Source organism: Glycomyces sp. MUSA5-2 (assembly GCF_037034145.1).
GTDB lineage: Bacteria > Actinomycetota > Actinomycetes > Mycobacteriales > Micromonosporaceae > Glycomyces > Glycomyces artemisiae.
In genome coordinates this window covers 231,662-251,912 of sequence record NZ_JBAGKG010000007.1, presented here as the reverse complement: position 1 = coordinate 251,912, position 20,251 = coordinate 231,662, and the positions used below count along the sequence as shown (strand labels likewise).

Genomic DNA, 20,251 nt, shown 5'->3' with positions numbered 1-20,251 from the left:
GGGGCCGCCCTGGCAGGGGTACGGGGCTCCCCGGCGATACAGGAGGGATAGCCATGTCTGACGACCACGAAGCCATCATTCACGACCCGGAGGCCGGAGCCGAGTCGAAGTGCCCGGTCGCGCACGGCCGCGCACCCGTCCCGGCGCAGGGCGGCGGCAACCGCGGCTGGTGGCCCGACCGGCTCAACCTGCGGCTCCTGGCGAAGAACCCGGCCGAGACCAACCCGCTCGGCGAGGACTTCGACTACGGGAAGGCGTTCCTGACCCTGGACCTCCCCGCGGTCAAGCGCGACATCGAGCAGGTCCTGACGACCTCCCAGGACTGGTGGCCCGCCGACTTCGGCCACTACGGCCCGCTCATCATCCGCATGGCCTGGCACTCCGCGGGCACCTACCGCATCCACGACGGCCGCGGCGGCGCCGGCGCGGGCCAGCAGCGCTTCGCGCCCCTGAACTCCTGGCCCGACAACGGCAACCTCGACAAGGCCCGCCGCCTGCTGTGGCCGGTCAAGCAGAAGTACGGCCAGAGCCTGTCCTGGGCCGACCTGATGATCCTCGCCGGGAACGTGGCGCTGGAGTCCATGGGCTTCCGGACGTTCGGGTTCGCGGGCGGCCGCGCCGACGTGTGGGAGCCGGACGAGGACGTCTACTGGGGCCCCGAGACCACCTGGCTGGGCGACGCCCGCTACTCCGGCGACCGCGAGCTGGAGAACCCGCTCGCCGCCGTGCAGATGGGCCTGATCTACGTGAACCCGGAGGGCCCCAACGGGAACCCGGACCCGATCGCCGCGGCCCGCGACATCCGCGAGACGTTCGCGCGCATGGCGATGAACGACGAGGAGACCGTGGCGCTCATCGCGGGCGGCCACACCTTCGGCAAGACCCACGGCGCCGGCCCGGCCGAGAACGTCGGCCCCGAGCCCGAGGGCGCCCCGATCGAGGAGCTGGGCCTGGGCTGGAAGAACGCCTACGGCACAGGCAAGGGCGGCGACGCCATCACCTCGGGCCTCGAAGGCATCTGGACCGACACGCCGACCCAGTGGGACAACAGCTTCTTCCAGATCCTGTTCGGCTACGAGTGGGAGCTGTTCCAGTCCCCCGCGGGCGCGCACCAGTGGCGGCCGAAGGACGGCGCGGGCGCCGGGACCGTCCCCGACGCGCACGACCCGTCGAAGACCCACCAGCCGACCATGCTCACCACGGACCTGTCGCTGCGCTTCGACCCGGTCTACGAGCCGATCTCGCGCCGCTTCGCCGAGAACCCGCAGGAGTTCGCCGACGCGTTCGCCCGCGCCTGGTTCAAGCTGACGCACCGCGACATGGGCCCGAAGGTCCGCTACCTGGGCCCCGAGGTCCCCGCCGAGGACCTCATCTGGCAGGACCCGCTCCCGCAGGCCGAGGGCGAGCCGCTCACCGACGCCGACGTCGCCGACCTCGAAGCGCGCATCCTCGACTCAGGGCTCACGGTGCAGCAGCTCGTGTCGACCGCGTGGGCCTCCGCGTCCACCTTCCGCGGCAGCGACAAGCGCGGCGGCGCCAACGGCGCCCGCATCCGCCTCCAGCCGCAGCGCGGCTGGACCGTGAACGAGCCCGACAAGCTCGGGGTCGTCCTCGACAGGCTCGAAGCGGTCAAGGACGCGTTCAACGCGGGCGGCAAGCACGTCTCGCTGGCCGACGTGATCGTCCTCGGCGGCACCGCCGCGGTGAAGAAGGCCGCGAAGGACGCCGGGTTCGACGTCGAGGCGCCGTTCGCGCCCGGCCGCGTCGACGCGACCGAGGAGCAGACCGACGCCGACTCGTTCGCGCCGCTGGAGCCCACGGCCGACGGCTTCCGCAACTACCTCGGGAAGGGCCACCGCATCCCCGCGGAGTTCCTCCTGGTGGACAAGGCGAACCTGCTGACGCTGACCGCCCCGGAGATGACCGTCCTCGTCGGCGGCCTGCGCGTCCTCGGCGCGAACTTCGAGGACGCCAAGCACGGCGTGTTCACCGACCGCCCCGGGCAGCTGACCAACGACTTCTTCCGGAACCTCCTGGCGCCGGGCGTCACGTGGAAGGCCGGCGACGACTCGGCCACGTACGAGGCCCACGACGACGCCACCGGCGAGGTCAAGTGGACCGGTACCCGAGTGGACCTGCTGTTCGGCTCCAACTCCGAGCTGCGGGCCCTCGCCGAGGTCTACGGCAGCGACGACGCCGCCGAGAAGTTCGCGAAGGACTTCGCGGCCGCGTGGGTGAAGGTCATGAACCTCGACCGGTTCGACCTGCGCTAAGACGCAAGCGACGGGAGAGCCGCCGGGCCCAGGGCCCGGCGGCTTTCGCGTCGCCTCACATGGATTCGCAGCGCTCCCGGAGGATCGGGACGCCGTCGCCTTCGAGTTCGTCGCAGTAGGCGCCGCGGCCGGTCATCGCCATGATGAGGGCGATGGTGCGGCCCTTGACGAGTGGGCCCGCTCCGGCCGTGAACGGGCCGTCGGACGCTTCGAGGCGCAGGCCCTTGGCGCGCTTGCCCGCGACGACGACGAAGTTCGAGCGCCGGTAGTACTCGGCCAGCGCGGTGACCGTGGCGACGGCGTAGTCGTGCCGGATGCCGAGGGGGCGCCGGATGTCCTCGCCGTGGACGACGGTCTCGCCGAGCAGCGCTTTCAACGGGATCGGCTTGGTCGTGCTGCCGTCGACGCGGTCGAACCCCTCCAGGGTCTCCTCCCAGGTCGCCCCGAGGTGCCGGCGCAGTTGCAGGTGGACCTGCGCGTCGAAGTCGAAGCGGCATTCGATGACGCCGCGCATCCACTGCCGCAGGTTGAGGCTCGCGCCGGCGGTGAGGTGGGCGAGCACCTCGCGCACCGTGAGGCCCTCGCACAGCGAGGGCGTCTCCCACGCCTCGGGGGCGATGCGGGCGAGGTCCGCGGCCAGGGCCATGCGTTCGAAGAAGATCATGTTCCAGATCCTCGTGCGCGGCAGCCGGTCGTATCGTTCGGTCATCTCCGGGGCTCCGTTCTCTCCGTCCGGTGGTGACTCGTCGGCGCTCCGGGATTCATCGGTCTCAGCCGAATTCGGCGAACGGCGGCGCGTACGCGAACGTGCCTTTCAGGCTGTCGTCCCAAGCGGTGAGGGTGCGGATCTGGAAGTAGTAGCCCCATTCGGGGTGCTCGGGCTCGATGCCGTGGTCGGCGGCGGGGACGAAGCCGAAGCGGCCGTAGAAGCCGGGGTCGCCGAGGAGGATGACGGCGGGCTCGTCGCGGGCGTCGGCGGCGGCGAGCGCGGCGTGCATGAGCGCGGAGCCGATGCCCTGGCCGTGGCGGTCGGGGTGGACGCCGATGGGGCCGAGGCCGAGGACGCGGGTTCCGGCGACGGTCCCGTAGCTGGAGACGACGTGGCCGACGACCGCGCCGTCGATCTCGGCGACGAGGGAGTGGGGCGGGGCCCACGCGTCGGTGCCGCGGAGGGCGTCGACGAGGTCGGCCTCGTGGCCGGAGGCGTGGGCGGCGCCCTTGAAGGCGGCGTCCTGGACGGCGTGGACGGCGGCGTGGTCGCGATCGGTCTCGCGTCGGATGAGTGTCACCGCACGAGTATGCCTGCTATTTCCCGAGAATGCTCCGGGCGCGGCCGAGCATGGCGGGGTCGACCATCTCGCCGCCGGGGAGGGTCGCCACTCCTCCGTGCTCCAGGGCGGCCACCACCGCTTCGGCCCAGGCGGTCTCCTCGGGGGTGGGGGCGAAGACCTCGCGGATGACCGGGATCTGCTTGGGGTGGACGGCGGTGCGGCCGCGCAGGCCGAGGGCCTTGCCGCGCTCGGTGTCGGCGCGCAGGCCGTCGAGGTCCTGGATGCGCGGGTAGACCGAGAGCATCGGGGCGGGCAGTCCGGCGGCGCGGGCGGCGACGAGGACCTGGATGCGGGCGTGGTCGAGGACGGCTTCGGCGGTGGCGCCGAGGTCGGAGCGCAGGTCGGCCTCGCCGAGGGCGAGGGCGGCGACGGCGGGGTGGGCGGCGATGGCGGCGGCGTTCTGGAGGCCGCGCGCGGACTCGATGAGCGCGGTCAGCGGCAGGCCCTGCGCGAGGTGGGCGATGACGCCGAGGTCTTCGGGCGCTTCGACTTTGGGGATGCGCAGGCCGACGCGGGCGCCCGTGGCGCGGACGGCGCGGATCTCGTGGTCGGCGCCCCAATTGACTCGGACCTGCACGTCGACGGTGCCGCTTTCGGTCCCGGGTTCGCGGTCGGCGAGCCAGGCGGTGACGTGGTCGAGGGCGGCGGCCTTCGCGGCGTCGGCGACGGCGTCCTCCAGGTCGAGGATGACGGTGTCGGCGCCGGAGGCGGCGGCCTTGCCGAAGCGGTCCGGGCGGTCGCCCGGGACGTACAGCGCGCTGACCGGGTTCATACGATCCCCTTCTCCCGCAGTCGTTCCAGTTGCTCACGGGTCACGCCGACCTCGGCGAGGACCTCGTCGGTGTCCTGGCCGTGGCGGCGGCCGGGGAAGCGGATCGCGCCGGGGGTCTCGGAGAGGCGGAACAGGACGTTCTGCATCTTGACGGGGCCGAGCTCCTCGTCCTGGACGGTCTGGACGGTGCCGATCGCCCGGTACTGCGGGTCGGCGAGGACGCCGCGTACATCGTAGACCGGGGCGACGGCCGCTTGGGCCTCCTCGAACGCGGCGACGACCTCGGCGGTGGGGCGCGCCTTGATCCAGGCTCCGACGGCGTCGTCGAGTTCGTCGGCGTGCTCGGCGCGGGTGTGGCCGGAGGCGAACCAGGGTTCGGCGACGAGGTCGCCGCGGCCGACGAGGCGCATGACGCGTTCGGCGATGGACTGGGAGGAGGTGGAGACGGCGACCCATTCGCCGTCGCCGGTCCTGTAGACGTTGCGGGGCGCGTTGTTGACCGAGCGGTTCCCGCTGCGGGCCTGGAGGGTCCCGAGCTGGTCGTAGGCGGTGATCTGGCCGCCGAGGAGCATGAGGATCGGTTCGATGATGGCGAGGTCGATGACCTGGCCGCGGCCGTCGCGGCCTGCGGCGCGGAGGGCGACCATGACGGCGTAGGCGGTGGCGAGCGCGGCGATGCCGTCGGCGAGGCCGAACGGCGGGAGCGTCGGGGGCCCGTCGGGCTGGCCGGTGAGGGCCGCGAAGCCGCTCATGGCCTCGGCGAGGCTGCCGAAGCCGGGGCGCTTCGCGTAGGGGCCGGTCTGGCCGAACGCGGTGACGCGGGCGATGACGAGCCGCGGGTTGGCCTCGCGGAGGCGCTCGGGGGCGAGGCCCCAGCGTTCGAGGGTGCCGGGCCGGAAGTTCTCGATGAGCACGTCGGCGTCGGCGGCGAGGCGCAGCAGCAGGTCGGCGCCTTCGGGCGTGCCGAGGTTGACGGTGGCGGTCCGCTTGTTGCGGCCCAGGGTCTTCCACCACAGGTTGACGCCGTCCTTGGAGGGCCCGTGGCCGCGGGAGGCGTCCGGTTTCGCCGGGTGCTCGATCTTGACGACGTCGGCGCCGAAGTCGCCGAGGAAGGTGGCGGCGATGGGCCCGGCGAACAGGGTCGAGACGTCGAGGACGCGCAGGCCCTCCAGCGGCGCGGTCATGCGGTCTCCTCTCGGGTCAGGTCCCAGGCGATGCGGAAGCCGATGCTGCTGGACCGCTCCAGGCCCAGGCCCGGGAGCAGGAACTTGAGGCTGAACGACGGGTCCCGGAGGCCGCCGTCGGTGTACCAGTCGGAGCCTTCGGAGCGGTGGGCGCTGCCGCCCTTGAGCATCGCGAAGCGGGTGATCCCGTCGGTGTGCTCGCTCTCGGTCCAGTTCCACACGGCCGGTTCGCGGCGGGTGAAGCCTGGTTCGGCGGCGGCGAGCTGCCATTCGAACTCGTCGGGCAGGCGGGCCCCGGCCCACGCGGCGTAGGCGCGGGCGTCGGCGAGGGAGACGCCGGTGACGGGCGCGGCCGGGTCGGCGTCCTCGGTGCCGCACAGGAACCGGTGGGGCGTCGGCGGCCGGTAGCCGGAGCGTTCGAGGAACTGGCGGTACTGGCGGACGCTGACCTCGTTGGCGGCCACGGCGACCGGGCCGGTCTCGCACGAGACGACCTCTTCGCGGGGGTCGTGGAGGCGCGGGGGCAGCGGCTTCCACTCCTCGACGTAGGGCGCGCCCTGGTAGAAGCCGGTCTCGCGGCGCCGGAACGTGACGGTGAGGCGGTGGGTCCCGGGGGCGGGCCGGACGGCGGTGTTCGGCGGCAGGTGGAGCGCGGACCGGCCCGGGCGCACGCGGACCGCTTCGCGGGCGGGGAAGCGGGCGTCCCCGGAGCCGGGGTCGGCGGCGGCCGTGGCGAGGAGCCCGTCGAGCCATGCGGGGGCCTCGGCGCCGGGGGCGAGGTCGAGGATGCCGGCGATGCCGCGGCCGGGGACCTTGACGGCGCCGGTGACCTCGGTCCCGGCGGTCAGGTCGAAGCGGCGGCCCGCGGCGGGCGCGGCGAGCGGGGTGCCGATCCAGTCGATGTCGCGGCGGTTCACGACCGTCCACAGTGTGAGGTCGCCGCGGGTCCAGCGGGAGGCGTACACCCCGGCGGTGACCGCTTCGGGGGTGGCGCCGTCGAGCGGGGCCCATTCGCCTTCGGCGAGGACGTCGGCGAGGGCGCGCTGGACGCGGAGCATCCGGCGCAGCGTGGCCTCGTCGCGGCGGTTCCAGCCGACCCACACGCCGAAGACGGCGTCCCACACGAGGATCCCGGTGCCGTTCATCCACGCGGACTGGAGCTCCCCGGAGTGGTCGCGGTTCCAGCGGCGGATCGAGTGCATCATGTGGCGGCGCTCGTACCAGTGCGCGCGCTGCACGCCGGGCGCCTCGGAGTCGGCGAACCACTGGGCCCACGACAGGAGGTGGTCCTCGATGCGCGCGTTGGGGACCCGGGACTCGCCTTCGAGGACCTGCGGCGGGTCGGTCGCGGTGAGCGCGCGGGTGAGGTCCGCGTTCCCTTCCTTGAGGGTGTCGAGGAAGACGCCGTCGGCGCCGATGCCCTCGCAGAGGTCGGCGAGTTCTTCGGCGTCGGTGCGGCCGGTGCGGCGGGTGCCGGTGTCCCACGGGTTGTAGTCGACGAACACGCGCAGGCCGCGGTCGTGGAACTCGCGCACGAGCGCTTCGAGGCCGGGCACGTCGCGGTAGAAGTCGAACTGGTTGCGGTCGTCGATGCCGATCACGGGGTAGGCGTGCCACAGGACGAGCCCGTCGAGGCCGCCTTGGCCCGCGATCGACTCCAGGAACCGGTCGACGGTGAACCGCTGCTCGGCGTGGTCGAACAGCCGCTCGTCCCACAGCCACACCTGGGCGACGGCGAACGCGCGGGACGCCCACGCGGTGCGCGGGTCCTCATACGCTTTGCCGCTGTAGGCGAGGCGGGCGCGGGCCTCGTCGCGCCAGGCGGCGAGGTCGTCTCGCCAGGCGGGCCAGTCGGCGGGGTCGTCGGGTGCGGCGAAGATCTTCGCGATGTCCCCCGCCTCGGGGTCGATCTTCCCTCCGGCCGGCAGGACGGTGGACCGGTCGATGGGCCGGGGCACCAGCGGGTCGAACGTGTTGGTGGCGGCCTCGTCGGGATCAGCGTGCGTCACGGAACTCCCGCACCTCCTCCAGGGTCGGAATGGACGGGACGGCGCCCTTGCGCTGCACGGCGAGCGCCGCGGCGGCGGTCGCGAAGCCGGTGGCGGCCACGAGCGCTTCGAGGCCGGTCCCGGAGGGATCGCCGCCGAGCGCGGCGGCGAACGAGCCGACGAACGTGTCGCCCGCGCCGGTGGTGTCGACGGCGTCCACGGTGTAGCTGGGCACCCGGACGGGCTCCTCGCCGGGGACGCCGACGAGGGCGCCTTCGGCGCCGAGGGTGACGATGACGGCGCAGCCGCGGGCGGTCAGGACCGCCGCGGCGTCGCCGGGCCCGGCGAGTTCGGCGGCCTCGTGCTCGTTGACGACGAGGACGTCCACGTCGTCGAGGAGATCGAGCGGCACGGCGCCGCTGGGCGCGGCGTTGAGGACCACGCGGGTCCCGGCGGCCTTCGCGGCGGCGACCGCCGCGGCCACCGTGGGCACGGGCGTCTCCAGCTGGAGGACGAGCACGTCGGCGGTACCAATCGCTTCTTGTTCGGCCGCGGTCAGGTCGGTGAGGAGCGCGTTCGCCCCGGAGTCGACGACGATGGAGTTCTCCCCGCGCCGGTCCACGAAGATCGCCGCGGTCCCGGTGGGGGCGTCGACGCGCCGGTCGAGGAGGTCGATCCCGGCGTCGCGGGCCTCGGCGGCGAGCCGGTCGCCGGAGGCGTCCGCGCCGAGGGCGCACACGAACCGGGTGGGGGCGCCGGCGCGGGCGGCGGCGACGGCCTGGTTGTTGCCCTTGCCGCCCGCGAAGGACGCGAAGCCGCGCGACAGGACGGTCTCCCCGGGGGAGGGGATGCGGTCGACCTCGTAGACGAGGTCGAGGTTGGCGGAGCCGAGCACGAGCACGGTCATCGGGACGCCTCCAGGGTGCGGGCGGCGAGGGCGGTGAACCGGGCGCCGGCGAAGCCGGGCACGGAGGTCGCGTAGCGGTCGTCGAGCGGTGCGATCCATTCGGCGGGAAGGGCTTTCGCGCCGGTCAGGGCCCCGGTGAGGGCCCCGGCGGTGGCGCCGACGGAGTCGGTGTCCCAGCCGCCGGAGACGGCGAGGGTGATGGTGCGGTGGAAGTCGCCGCCGCCGCGGGCCAGCGCGAACGCCAGGAGCGCGGCGTTGGGGAGCACGTGGACCCAGTGCAGGTGGCCGTATTCGGCGTGGAGCGCGTCGATCGCGGCCTCGTCGGACAGGTCGTCGTCGGCGAGGGCGATGCCGCGCGCGATCGCGGCGAAGTAGCGGCTGCGGGGCGGCACGACCGAGAGCCCTGCCGCGAGGACCGCGTCCACTCCGGCGCCGGTGACGGCGGCGGCGCTGGCTGCGGCGGCGAACATGGCGCCGTAGATCCCGTTGCGGCCGTGGGAGAGCCGGGCGTCGGTCCAGGCGAGCAGGGCGGCGTCGACGGGCAGGCCGGGGCGGGTCCAGCCGTACAGGTCGGTGCGGATCTGCGCGCCGATCCAGTCGCGGAAGGGGTTGCGGACCGCGGCGGCGCGCTCGGGTTCGACGCCGTCGAGGAGGTTGCGGTAGGCGATGCGCTCGGCGGTGAAGACGCGGCCGCCGGGGAGCAGGTCGAGCCAGGCCTGGGCGACGTGGTCTGTGGTGAAGCCGGGACCGTGCCGCTCAAGGAGGGTGAGGGCGATGAGCGGGAAGTTGAGGTCGTCGTCCTCGGGCATGCCGTCGATGTGCTCGGCGAGGCTGGTGGGCCGCGAGCGCCGGTTCCACGGGTACTTCGCGGCGATGTCCGGGTCGAGGCCCTGCTCGGTGAAGTAGCCGTTCAGGGGCCAGTTGCCGGTGGAGCGGGCGATGGCGCGGATGCCGTCGAGGCTGATCTTCTCGACGGGTTTGCCGAGGAGGCATCCGGCGGCGCGGCCGAGCCAGGCGCCGAGGACGCGGTCCTGGATGTCGGCGGGTTCGGGGAGCTCCGGGGGCGTGGCGCGCGCGAGGACGGGGCCGAGGTCGTCGGGTTCGACGTCGGCGAGGCCCGGCGGGTCGGGGAGGCGGTCGAGCTCGTCGAGGAGCTCGCGGGCCAAGGCGCGCAGGGCTTCCGGGGCGGGCTCGGGGGTCGCGCCGGAGACGGGCGCGGCAGTCGAGCCGCCCGCGGCGGTCCAGCGGTCGCGGATCGCGGCGGCGGCGCGGCCGTCGAGGCGGGCCGCTTCGAGCGCGTGCGGGACGAGGTCCTCGGGCTGGGTCCAGGAGAGCCGGATCATTCTGCGGCCCCGGCGTAGGCGGTCCGGGCGGCGGCGACTTCGGCGGCGCGCTCGGCGTCGCGGGCCCACACGTCGCGGGCGACGGCTGCCATGGCGGGGCCGGTGGCGGTGACGTCGATGCGGCTGGCGTCGGAGACGTCCGCGATCCAGTCGGCGGGGACGGCGGTGAGGCCGCCGAGGGCCCCGGCGATCGACCCGGCCATGACGGCGATCGAGTCGGAGTCGCGGCCGTAGTTGACGGATCCGAGGACGGCCCCGCGGTAGTCGCCGCGGGCGGCGACGAGCATGCCGAGGGCGATCGGGAGCTCCTCGATGGCCTTGGTGCGGCTGGGGATGCGCGCGTCCATCGCGGGGGCGCGGTAGTCGGGGCCGACGGTGTCGAACGGCTCGACGGCGCGGCGCAGGTCGGCGAGGCCGCCTCGCCAGTCCGTGATCCCTTGGGCGGCTTCGGTGACCGCGGCGATGGCGTTCCGGGTGCCGTCCTTCGCGAGGCGCAGCGCGGTGGCGACGACCGAATCCACGGACGCGCCGGGGCGCATGGCCTCGGCGACGGCGGCGGCGTAGACCCCGGCGGCCTCGCGCCCGTAGGAGGACTGGTGGGCCCCGGCCACGTCGATGGCCTCGGCGTAGGCGCCGTCGGGGCTCCCGGCGTTGACGATCCCGATCGGCGCGGCGTACATGGTCGCGCCGCAGTTGACGATGTTGCCGACCCCGGCTTCACGCGGGTCGATGTGCCCGTAGTGGAGGCGCGCGACGAGCCACTTCTCGGCGAGGAAGATCCGGTGCAGCAGCAGCGCCTCGGACTCGAACTCGGGGATCCACCGCTTCTCCCCCATGAGCAGCGGCACCAGGTGGGCCGCGACGTCGTGGGCGGTGAGGTGGTCGCGGACGGTCCCGTAGACGTCGACGAGCGCGCAGGTCATGAGCGTGTCGTCGGTGATGTGCCCGTCGCCCTTGTGGTACGGGGCGATCGGGCGGGCGTTGCGCCAGTCCGCGTTGAAGGGCGGCACGATCCCCTCGATGAAGCCGCCGTACCGCCGCTGGATCGCCTCGGGCGTGTTCCCTTCGGCGGCGCCGCCGAGCGCGTCGCCCACCGCGGCGCCCGCGAGCGCGCCGGTCGCCTTGTCGGTCAGGACGTCGTGCAGCGGTGCGGTGGCCTGGGTCATCGTGTCTCCTTGATCGGTTCGGGTGCCCGCCGGGGCCGGGGCCCCGGCGGGACGGGGTGGTGCGGGCGGGCGCTAGCCGAGGCTGTTCCAGCCGTCGGTCAGCTGCGTCGTGAGCTGCTCGGCGGTGATCTCGTCGGCCAGGTACTGCTGGAGGGCCGGGGTGGCGTACTGGTCCTTCCACTGCGGGTAGTTCACGGCCGACTGGAACGGCGCGGCCGACAGGCCCTCGCCGGAGGCGAGGATCGCGTCCCAGCCGTTCTCGCCCGCGGTCTGCTCGGCGACGAGGTCGCGCGCGGCCGTGGAGGACGGGATGAGCCAGTCGCCCTGGGCGAGCGCGGCCTGGTGGTCGGCCTGCATGAAGAAGTCGATGAACGCGGCCGACTCCTCGACGTGCTCGGACTCGGCGGCCACGGACATGGTCTGCGGGTTCGCGGCCTGCACGGCCCCGGCGGTGCCCGCGAGCGGGGGCAGGACCGCCCAGTTGAAGCCCTCGGGCGCGGACTCGGTGATCTGCTGGGCGATGTAGTTGCCCGCCACGTACATCGGGTACTTGCCGTCGAAGAAGCCCGGCAGGACGTCGGAGCCGGACTGGGTCAGCGAGACCGGGTCGAGCGAGCCGTCCTCGTAGGCCATGGCGTGGATGCGCTCGGGCACGGCGAGCTCGTTCGCGCCCACGTTGATGGCGTCGCCGTCGAAGTAGGTGCCGTCGAAGCCGAGCGAGAGGTTCATGACCGCGGCGGTGGGCTGCTGGAGGCCCCAGCCGAGGCCGAAGCCGTCCCCGGCGACCTGGCCGGCGAGGGCCTGGAAGTCGTCCCAGGCGAGGCTGTCGCCGGTGGGGAGCTCCACGCCCGCGTCGGCGAACGCGTCGGTGTTCGCGAAGACCACGTAGGACTGGAGCAGGGTCGGGGCCGCGACGATCGAGCCGTCGGAGGCGGTGACGGTGCCCCAGATGTCGTCCGAGACCGCGGACTTCGTGTCGTCCGAGAGGTAGCCGCTCAGGTCGGCGAGGTAGCCCTGCTCGGCGAAGCCCATGATGTCGGCGGACTCGTCGTGGATGATGTCCGGGGCGGTGCCGCCCTGGAACTGGGTCACGAGCTGGTCGTGGACGTTGTCCCACGAGCCCTGGACGAGCTCGACCTGGACGTCGGGGTTGGCCTCGTTCCAGGCGTCGACGATCTCCTGGGTGGCGGCGATCGTGGTGTCCTGGTAGGCGAGGGACTGGAAGGTCAGGGTGACCTTCCCGCCGTCGTCCCCGTCGTCCCCGACGCCGAAGGCCGAGCATCCGGTCAGCGCGAGGGGCAGGGCGAGCAGCCCGGCAACCGCGGCGACGCTGGCGCTGGTGCGAGTTCGCATGTCGTTCTCTCTTTCCATAGTGGTCGGCCCGGTCAGCCTTTGACCGCGCCGCTGAGGAGTCCGGCGGTGAGCCGTTTCTGAATGAGCATGAAGAAGACGAGGCTGGGCAGGCACGCGATGAGCGCGGCCGCGGCCAGCGGCCCGAGCTGGACCTGCCCCTCGGCGCCGACGAAGCGGGCGAGGGCGAGCGGCAGGGTCTGCATGTCGGGGTCCTGGATGAGCACGAGCGCGAAGAAGAACTCGTTCCAGGAGTTGATGAACGTGAACAGGCTGGTCGCGACCAGTCCCGGCGCCAGCAGCGGCAGGACGATCCTGACGAGGGTCTTGAAGCGCCCGGCGCCGTCGACGGCGCTGGCCTCTTCGAGTTCGACGGGGATCGCGGAGACGTAGCCCTGGAGCATCCACAGCGCGAACGGCAGCGCCCACACCGCGTACACCAGGACCAGGCCCAGCAGCGTGTTCACCAGGCCGATGTTCTTGAGCAGCAGGAACAGCGGGATGATGATGAGGATGAACGGGAACACCTGCGACAGCAGGATCCACCCGGTGGCGACGGCGCGCAGCTTCGTGCGGAACCGCACGAGGGCGTAGGCCGCCGGGAGCGACACGGCCGTGACGATCACCGTGGTGGTGACCGCGGTCAGGAGGCTGTTCCCGGCCGCGCGGAACAGGTCCGCGCGTTCGATCGCGGCCGTGAAGTTGTCGAAGTTCAGCGACTGCGGCAGGAAGCTCGGGTCGGGAGAGCGGATCTCGCGGTCGGTCTTGAACGCGGTGGTGAGCAGGAAGACCAGCGGGAACGCCAGGAAGCACATGTACGCGAGCAGCGCCACGTACTGGAGCGGGCGGGCGACGGGGTTGCGCATCGACTTGGTGGTCATGAGGTCCGGCTCCGCATCTGGGCGCGCAGGTACAGGAACAGGAACGCGCCGATGAGGATCACCATGACGTTGCCCATCGCGGCGGCGTAGCCGAAGTTGCCGTACCGGAACGCCTCGTTGTAGGCGAACAGGCTCGGCAGCATCGTGGTCCCGCCGGGGCCGCCCGCGGTCAGGACGAACACGAGCGCGAACGAGTTGAAGTTCCAGATCAGGTCGAGCGTGGTGATCGCGGTGATGATCGGGCGCAGCGCCGGGAGCGTCACGTGCCAGAACCGGCGCCAGGTGGTGGCGCCGTCGATCGCGGCGGCCTCGTTCAGCTCGGCGGGGACCGACTGGAGCCCGGCCAGGAGCGTGATCGTGGTCTGCGGCATCCCGGCCCACACGCCGACGACGATGACGACGGGGAGGGCGATCGCCGACTCGCCGAGCCAGTTGATCGAGGACGGCAGGCCCAGCGACTCCAGGGTCCGGTTGACCGGCCCGTAGTTCGGGTTGAGCATGAGCTGCCACATGATCGCGATGATCACCGGCGGCATCGCCCACGGGATGAGCGCGAGCGTGCGGGCGAGCCAGCGCAGCCGCAGGTTCAGGTTGAGCAGCAGCGCGAGTCCGAGGGAGGCGAGGAACTGGAGGATCGTCACCGAGAACGCCCAGATGAGGCCGATCTTGAACGAGTTCCAGAACAGCTCGTTGCCCGCGAGCGCGGTGTAGTTGTCGAGGCCGTTGAAGTGCGTCTCGACGTTGAGCCCGGCCTCGGCATCGGTGAAGCCGAGGAGCACGCCGTACACGAGCGGGTAGACGCTGAACAGCATCACCGGCAGCAGCGCGGGCAGGACCAGCAGCCACGCGTCGCGGCCCTCGGTCGAGCGGCGGCGCCGGCGCGGCGGTGCGGGTGCGGCGAGGGCGGTCATGCCGGACCTCCGGTGGATTCGCGGACCGACAGGGCCGGGGGGATGACGATGCGGCTGACGGGGGCGCCGGGTTCGGCGATGCGGCGGATGAGGAGCTTCGCGGCGGCCTTGGCGCGCTTCGCCGAGCCGAGGTCCACCGAGGTCAGGGACGGGGTGGCGAGTTCGGCGGCGTCGGTGTCGTCCATGCCGACGACGGCGACGTCCTCGGGGACGCGGCGGCCGGCGGCGGCGAGCTCTTTGAGGGCGGCGACGCCGAGGAGGTCGTTGGCGCCGATGATCGCGTCGGGGCTGGCCTGGGCCAGGAGCGCGGCGGTGGCCTTGCGCCCGGCCTTGTACGTGAACGCCGAGGCGGTGACCTGGAGTTCCGCGGAGGTGGCGAGTCCGAAGCGCTCGATCGCGGAGAGGTACCCGGCGAGGCGGGCCGAGCCGGGGACGGTGTCGACGGGGCCGTTGACGAGCGCGATGCGCCTGCGGCCCTGGGCCACGAGGTGCTCGACGGCGAGGCCGATGCCGGTGGCGGAGTCGGCGCGCACGTTGTCGAGGGCGACGTCGGCGGGGAGGGTGCCGATGACGACGATCGGGAGGCGGCTGGACTTCATGGCCTCGACGAGGTCCTCGGTGATGCGCAGGGGGCTCATGAGCAGCCCGTCGGCGTAGCCGCGGTTGAGGCTGGTGACCAGGTCGATCTGCGACTGCGGGTCGGCGCCGGTGGAGGAGACGACGAGCCGGTACCCGGCCTTGGCGACGATCCCGGTGACGGTGCGCATCATCTGCACGTAGACGGGGTTGCCGACGTCGGCGACGGCGAGGGTGATCTGGTCGGTGCGGCCGGTGCGCATGGTGCGGGCGCTGGCGTGGGGGACGTAGCCGAGTTCGGCGGCGGCCTCGCGGACTTTCCGTGCGAGTTCCTCGGAGGCGGAGCCGCCGTTGAGGACCCGCGACACGGAGGACACGGACACGCCGGCCTTGGCGGCGACGAGCTGGAGGTTGGACTTCTGCGTCTCAGCCATCCTGATCCTTGCGGGTAGGAGGGGTTTGGGAACGTTCTTAAGAACGTTTCCAGGAACGATACCAAAGATTCTCGGGAACGCAACAGCAGTCACACCGGTATCGCGGCGGCAATCGTTTTCGCAGGCAGGACGAGAACAGCGCGTCCACGGAGGATGCCGTGGACGCGCTGGGGAGGCGTGCGGGTCTAGGCGGGCTGGACCGCGCGCTCGGCGGCGAGGAAGTCCTCGCGCTTGCGGTGGTGGAACCAGAACGGGGCGAGGGGCACGACGGCGCAGACGAGCGCGAGGAGCGTGGTGCCGAAGCCCCAGCCGAGGCGGCGGCGGATGACGAGGGTGGAGCCGACCAGGAGCACGAACAGGGCGCCGTGGAGCGCGCCGAGCGGCATCACCAGGTCGATCTCGGAGACGCGGCTGAGCACGGACCCGAAGACGAGGAGGAGCACGAAGGACCAGCCTTCGGCGAGGGTGAGCATCCGGTACAGGAAGACGGGGTTCTTTGCCACCGCGGGCCCCTTTCAGAGTGGTTCCGCGCCGAACCTAGCACCGGCCCCGCGGGGGCGGCCCCGCGTGGAGTGCGCCTGCGCCGCAGGCCACCCGCGGCGGCCGGTCCGGGGCTCGCGACCTGCCCGCCGGACCGCGGGATCCCAGGTTCGCCAGCGCCCGCGCCGGTGCGCGGCGACGCTGGAAGGAGCCGCTGCACGAGGAGGAACGATGTCCGATCCCGAGATGCTCGCCGACCGCGGCCGGCCGGCCGTCAGGGTCGAGCGGCGCTACGACCACCCGATCGACCGCGTCTGGCGCGCGGTGACCGAGCCCGCACAGCTCGCGCAGTGGTTCCCGTTCGGCGCCGAACTGGAGCTGCGCGCGGGAGGGAGGGCCGACTTCGGCGAGGGCGGCGAGGGCGAGGTCCTCGCCGCGGACCCGCCGCGGCGCCTCGCGTTCACGTGGGGCGGCGACAGGCTGGAGTTCACGCTGACCGAGGAGGACGGCGGGACCCGGTTCACGCTGCTGCACGGCTTCGACGACCGCGGCGGGGCGGCGAGCTTCGCGACGGGGTGGGAGCAGTGCATGGCGGGCCTGGACGAGGTCCTCGCCGGCCGGACGCCGGGCGACCCGGGCCGCGGCGAGGCTCGCCACGAGGAGCTGGCGGCGCGCTTCGGGCTCGGCGAGCCGCAGGTGGATCAGAGCCCTGACGGGTGGACCGCGCGGTTCGAGCGGCAGCTCGTGTGCCCGGCGCAGGCCGCGTGGGACCTGTTCTTCGGCGGGAAGCGGGCCCCGGGGGTGGGCGCGGAGTTCCGGGCGCCGCAGGCCCCGCATGTGCTGCTGGGGACCGTGACCGAGTGCGAGAAGCCGGAGTCGTTCGCGTTCGTCGTCGCTCACGGCGAGCCGGGCGGGGAGGTGCGGCTGCGCCTGGGCGAGGGCACCGGGCACGGCGCGCGGCTGTTCCTGGAGGTGCGCGGGACCGATCCCGCGGAGCTCGACGCGGCCGTCGAGCAGTGGGGCGCCGGCGCGGTGGAGCACGTCGCCGCCGAGGCCGCGCGGCTCGCGGCGGCATAGCGGAGGGCCCCGCCGGAGACCGGCGGGGCCCTGTTCGTTCCGTTAGAGCGCGCGGCTCTTGAAGGAGCGCAGGCGCAGGCTGTTGCCGACCACGAACACGCTGGAGAAGGCCATGGCCGCACCGGCGAGCATCGGGTTGAGCAGGCCGAGGGCCGCGAGCGGGATCGCCGCGACGTTGTAGGCGAACGCCCAGAACAGGTTGCCCTTGATGGTGCCGAGCGTGCGCCGCGACAGGCGGATGGCGTCCGCCGCGCCGCGCAGGTCGCCGCGGACCAGCGTCAGGTCGGCGGCCTCGATCGCGACGTCGGTGCCGGTGCCCATCGCCAGGCCCAGGTCGGCCTTGGCGAGCGCCGCGGCGTCGTTGACGCCGTCGCCGACCATCGCCACCACCTTGCCCTCGGCCTGGAGCTTCGCGACGGCCGCGACCTTGTCCGCGGGAAGCACCTCGGCGATGACCTCGTCGATCCCGACCTCGGCGCCGATGCGCTCGGCGACGGCCTTGTTGTCGCCCGTCAGCAGGACCGGGGTCAGCCCGAGGGCCTTGAACTGGGCGACCGCTTCGACGCTGGTCGGCTTCACCGTGTCGGCGACGACCAGGACCCCGCGGGCCTCGCCGTCCCAGGCGACCGCCACGGCGGTCTTGCCGCCGCGCTCGGCCTCGGCCTTCGCCTCGGCGAGCGCCGGGTCCAATTCCAGCTTCCAGTCCGCGAGGAGGCTGTCGCGGCCGACGACGACGTAGTGCCCGTCGACGACGCCCTGGACGCCCTTGCCCTCGACGTTCTGGAAGTCCTCGACCACCGGGAGTTCGACCTCGGCGGCCGCGCCCTTCGCGATCGCCTGCGCCACCGGGTGCTCCGAGGCGTGCTCGATCGCCCCGGCGAGCCGCAGCAGCTCGGCGCGGTCGGTGCCTTCGGCGGCGACCGCGTCCACGAGGGTCATCTTCCCGGTGGTGACGGTGCCGGTCTTGTCGAGGACGATCGTGTCCACTTTGCGTGTGGACTCCAGGATCTCCGGGCCCTTGATGAGCACGCCCATCTGGGCGCCGCGGCCGGTGCCGACGAGCAGCGCGGTCGGCGTCGCCAGGCCCAGGGCGCACGGGCACGCGATGATGAGGACCGCGACGGCGGCGGTGAACGCCGAGGCCGCGGGGAACCCGGCGCCGAGCCAGAACCCGAGCGTGCCGACCGCGATCGCGATGACCACGGGCACGAAGATCCCCGAGACCCGGTCGGCGAGGCGCTGGACCTCGGCCTTCCCGGACTGGGCCTCTTCGACCAGGCGCGCCATCTGCGCGAGCTGCGTGTCCGAGCCGACGCGGGTGGCCTTGACGACGAGGCGGCCCCCGGCGTTGACGGTGGCGCCGGTGACCGGGTCGCCCTCGGCGACCTCCACGGGCACCGACTCGCCGGTGAGCATCGACGCGTCGATCGCGGAGGTGCCGGAGACGATCACGCCGTCGGCGGCGATCTTCTCCCCCGGCCGGACCACGAACTCGTCGCCGACCGCGAGCTGCGCGATCGGCACTCGCGTCTCGGCGCCGCCGCGGAGCACCGCGACGTCCTTGGCGCCCATTTCGAGCAGCGCCCGCAGGGCCGCGCCGGCCTTGCGCTTCGAGCGCTTCTCGAAGTACCGCCCGGCGAGGATGAACATGGTGACGCCCGCGGCCACTTCGAGGTACAGGTTCGAGGCGCCGTCGCTGGGCTCGACGGTGAACTCGAACGGGTGCTTCATGCCCGGCGTCCCGGCCGTCCCCCAGAACAGCGCGTAGACCGACCACGCGAACGCGGCGAGGGTGCCCACGGACACGAGCGTGTCCATGGTGGCCGCGCCGTGGCGGAGGTTCGTCCAGGCGGCCTTGTGGAACGGCCAGGCGCCCCACAGGATCACCGGCCACGCCAGCGCGAGCGAGAGCCACTGCCAGTACTCGAACTGGAGGGCCGGGGCCATCGACATGGCGATGACCGGGACCGACAGGACGATCGAGGCGATGAGGCGGCCTCGCAGCGAGGTCAGCTCGGGGTCGGGGCGGTCGGCCTCGTCGGCCTCCGGCTCGGGGGCCTTGGGGACGGCGGCGGTGTAGCCGGTCTTCTCGACCACGGCGATGAGCTCGGCCGGGTCGGTGCCCGCGGGGGCCTCGATCTGGGCCTTCTCGGTGGCGTAGTTGACGCTGGCGGTGACGCCGTCGAGCTTGTTGAGCTTCTTCTCGATCCGCATGGCGCAGGAGGCGCAGGTCATGCCGCCGATTTCGAGTTCGATGCGGTTCGCGGCGGCGGGGGCCGATGCCATGGTCGTCCTTCCTTCTGCTCGTGCGGCTTAATTGTCGTCGTGCGAGGGCTCGTCGGCGTCGTGGCCGTGGGGCTCCTCGCCCGTCGCGTCCCCGGCGGGCTCGGTGCCGTCGGTGTCGAGGACGAAGGGCGCGGTGTGGACCTGGCCGTCGACCTGGAAGTCCAGGTAGAGCAGGTACCGGCCCTCGGTGGGTGCGGCAGTGGCGAACACGATCTGCGGTCCCGAGGTGGTGCCGGGCTCGGGCTCGTCGCCTTCGGGGTGGACGTGCAGGTAGCCGAGGTCGCCTTCGCGGAGGGCCACGAGGTGGCCCCAGGCGCCGAGGTACGGCTCCAGGGCGGTGACGGGCGCGCCGTCCTTCGCGACCTCGACGGTGAGTTCGGTGGTCGTCCCTGCGGCGAGGTCGCCGGTGAGGGTGACGTCGAAGCCGTCGACGCTGGCGGTGCGGGTGACCGGGTTCTCGGCGCGGGGCGTGTAGTCGCCCGCGACTTCGACGGTGCGCGTGAGGGTCACGTCGAGTTCCTCGCCGGTGTCGCCGGGGACGAAGTCGGCGAAGACGCGGTAGGTGCCGGGCTGGTTCCAGGACCAGGGCAGGGACCAGGTCTCGCCGTCGAACTCGGGGTGGACGTGCCGGAACTCGGCGCCGTCGGCGCGCACGACGATGAGGTGCAGGTCCTTCTCGTGGGACTCGGTGTACTGCTTGAGCGGCTCCCCGTCGGGGGCGGTGATGCCGAAGGAGAGGACGCCGTCGGCGCCGGCTTCGGCGGGGGCGGCGACCTCGCTGAGGACGTAGCCGTCCTGCTCGATCGAGAGGCCGCGGACCGGGTCGGCCTCGTGGCCGCCGTGGTCTTCCATGTCGGTCTCCGTTCCCATGTCCATGTCGTGCTCGGTGTCGGTGTCTTCGAGGCGCTGGTCGACGGCGCTGTCGGGGACGACGTTCGCGGCGACCGCGTACGCGCCCCCGAACAGCGCGGCGAGTCCGAGCCCGAAGGCGCCGAGTCGGACGGGGGTCTTCATCAGATCCGCACCGCCTTGTAGCCGGCCTCGTCGACGGCGGCGATGACCGCGGCGTCGTCGACGGCGCCGTCCGTGGTGAGGACCAGCTTGCCGGTGGCGGCGCTGACGTCGATCTTGCCAACGGGGCCGATCTTGCCGACCTCTTCGCGGACCGACATCTCGCAGTGGCCGCAGGTCATTCCGGTGACCTGGTACTCGATGACGCTCATGGCGGCTTCCTCTCTCGCTCGATCATACCCCTGGAGGGTATCTCCTTGATCTGAATTTATACCCCCTGG

18 protein-coding genes are annotated in these 20,251 nt (G+C 72.8%); 2 read left to right on the top strand and 16 right to left on the bottom strand.

What is annotated here, in order from left to right; all coding sequences use genetic code 11:
* Positions 1–53: 53 nt before the first annotated feature.
* Positions 54–2,273, top strand: a complete 2,220-nt coding sequence (katG, locus tag WA640_RS22160; RefSeq protein ID WP_335990600.1) for a catalase/peroxidase HPI — start codon at positions 54–56, stop codon at positions 2,271–2,273.
* 55 nt (positions 2,274–2,328) lie between these two features.
* Here the strand turns inward: katG and WA640_RS22155 are convergent, their stop codons facing one another.
* From WA640_RS22155 to WA640_RS22095, 13 genes are all read right to left on the bottom strand, one after another.
* Positions 2,329–2,982, bottom strand: coding sequence for a maleylpyruvate isomerase family mycothiol-dependent enzyme (locus tag WA640_RS22155; protein WP_335990598.1), 654 nt, complete (start codon positions 2,980–2,982; stop codon positions 2,329–2,331).
* A gap of 61 nt (positions 2,983–3,043) precedes the next feature.
* On the bottom strand, positions 3,044–3,562 hold the full coding sequence (locus tag WA640_RS22150) for a GNAT family N-acetyltransferase (protein WP_335990596.1): 519 nt from the start codon (positions 3,560–3,562) through the stop codon (positions 3,044–3,046).
* 16 nt (positions 3,563–3,578) lie between these two features.
* Positions 3,579–4,376, bottom strand: a complete 798-nt coding sequence (locus WA640_RS22145; RefSeq protein WP_335990594.1) for an HpcH/HpaI aldolase/citrate lyase family protein — start codon at positions 4,374–4,376, stop codon at positions 3,579–3,581.
* A complete protein-coding gene (locus WA640_RS22140) occupies positions 4,373–5,560 on the bottom strand; it encodes a CaiB/BaiF CoA transferase family protein (protein WP_335990593.1) in 1,188 nt (395 codons plus the stop codon). The genes WA640_RS22145 and WA640_RS22140 overlap by 4 nt, the downstream gene beginning before the upstream one ends.
* The gene (locus WA640_RS22135; RefSeq protein ID WP_335990592.1) at positions 5,557–7,569 is read right to left on the bottom strand and encodes an SUMF1/EgtB/PvdO family nonheme iron enzyme; all 2,013 of its coding nucleotides are present in this window, start codon (positions 7,567–7,569) and stop codon (positions 5,557–5,559) included. Before WA640_RS22135 ends, WA640_RS22140 begins: the two co-directional genes overlap by 4 nt.
* Complete coding sequence (locus tag WA640_RS22130) at positions 7,556–8,455, bottom strand: ribokinase (protein ID WP_335990591.1); 900 nt, start codon at positions 8,453–8,455, stop codon at positions 7,556–7,558. The genes WA640_RS22135 and WA640_RS22130 overlap by 14 nt, the downstream gene beginning before the upstream one ends.
* Entirely contained in the window at positions 8,452–9,798 is a 1,347-nt protein-coding gene (locus tag WA640_RS22125; RefSeq protein ID WP_335990590.1) for an ADP-ribosylglycohydrolase family protein, read from the bottom strand. The genes WA640_RS22130 and WA640_RS22125 overlap by 4 nt, the downstream gene beginning before the upstream one ends.
* A complete protein-coding gene (locus tag WA640_RS22120) occupies positions 9,795–10,964 on the bottom strand; it encodes an ADP-ribosylglycohydrolase family protein (RefSeq protein WP_335990589.1) in 1,170 nt (389 codons plus the stop codon). The genes WA640_RS22125 and WA640_RS22120 overlap by 4 nt, the downstream gene beginning before the upstream one ends.
* 72 nt (positions 10,965–11,036) lie before the next feature.
* Positions 11,037–12,317, bottom strand: coding sequence for an extracellular solute-binding protein (locus tag WA640_RS22115; protein WP_335990588.1), 1,281 nt, complete (start codon positions 12,315–12,317; stop codon positions 11,037–11,039).
* Positions 12,318–12,349: 32 nt separating this feature from the next.
* On the bottom strand, positions 12,350–13,195 hold the full coding sequence (locus tag WA640_RS22110) for a carbohydrate ABC transporter permease (protein ID WP_335990587.1): 846 nt from the start codon (positions 13,193–13,195) through the stop codon (positions 12,350–12,352).
* Positions 13,192–14,106, bottom strand: a complete 915-nt coding sequence (locus WA640_RS22105; protein WP_106365543.1) for a carbohydrate ABC transporter permease — start codon at positions 14,104–14,106, stop codon at positions 13,192–13,194. The genes WA640_RS22110 and WA640_RS22105 overlap by 4 nt, the downstream gene beginning before the upstream one ends.
* Complete coding sequence (locus tag WA640_RS22100; RefSeq protein ID WP_106365542.1) at positions 14,103–15,116, bottom strand: LacI family DNA-binding transcriptional regulator; 1,014 nt, start codon at positions 15,114–15,116, stop codon at positions 14,103–14,105. The genes WA640_RS22105 and WA640_RS22100 overlap by 4 nt, the downstream gene beginning before the upstream one ends.
* Positions 15,117–15,301: 185 nt before the next feature.
* Complete coding sequence (locus tag WA640_RS22095) at positions 15,302–15,619, bottom strand: DUF3817 domain-containing protein (RefSeq protein WP_219926868.1); 318 nt, start codon at positions 15,617–15,619, stop codon at positions 15,302–15,304.
* A gap of 208 nt (positions 15,620–15,827) precedes the next feature.
* Here WA640_RS22095 and WA640_RS22090 point away from each other — a divergent pair, with 208 nt between their 5' ends.
* Positions 15,828–16,673, top strand: coding sequence for an SRPBCC family protein (locus tag WA640_RS22090; RefSeq protein ID WP_335990586.1), 846 nt, complete (start codon positions 15,828–15,830; stop codon positions 16,671–16,673).
* Between the two features lie 42 nt (positions 16,674–16,715).
* Here the strand turns inward: WA640_RS22090 and WA640_RS22085 are convergent, their stop codons facing one another.
* From WA640_RS22085 to WA640_RS22075, 3 genes are read right to left on the bottom strand one after another with little or no spacing between them, the layout of a single operon-like run.
* The gene (locus tag WA640_RS22085; RefSeq protein WP_335990584.1) at positions 16,716–18,959 is read right to left on the bottom strand and encodes a heavy metal translocating P-type ATPase; all 2,244 of its coding nucleotides are present in this window, start codon (positions 18,957–18,959) and stop codon (positions 16,716–16,718) included.
* Positions 18,960–18,986: 27 nt separating this feature from the next.
* Positions 18,987–19,973, bottom strand: coding sequence for a heavy-metal-associated domain-containing protein (locus WA640_RS22080; protein ID WP_335990582.1), 987 nt, complete (start codon positions 19,971–19,973; stop codon positions 18,987–18,989).
* On the bottom strand, positions 19,973–20,182 hold the full coding sequence (locus WA640_RS22075) for a heavy-metal-associated domain-containing protein (protein WP_335990580.1): 210 nt from the start codon (positions 20,180–20,182) through the stop codon (positions 19,973–19,975). Before WA640_RS22075 ends, WA640_RS22080 begins: the two co-directional genes overlap by 1 nt.
* Between the last annotated feature and the right edge of the window lie 69 nt (positions 20,183–20,251).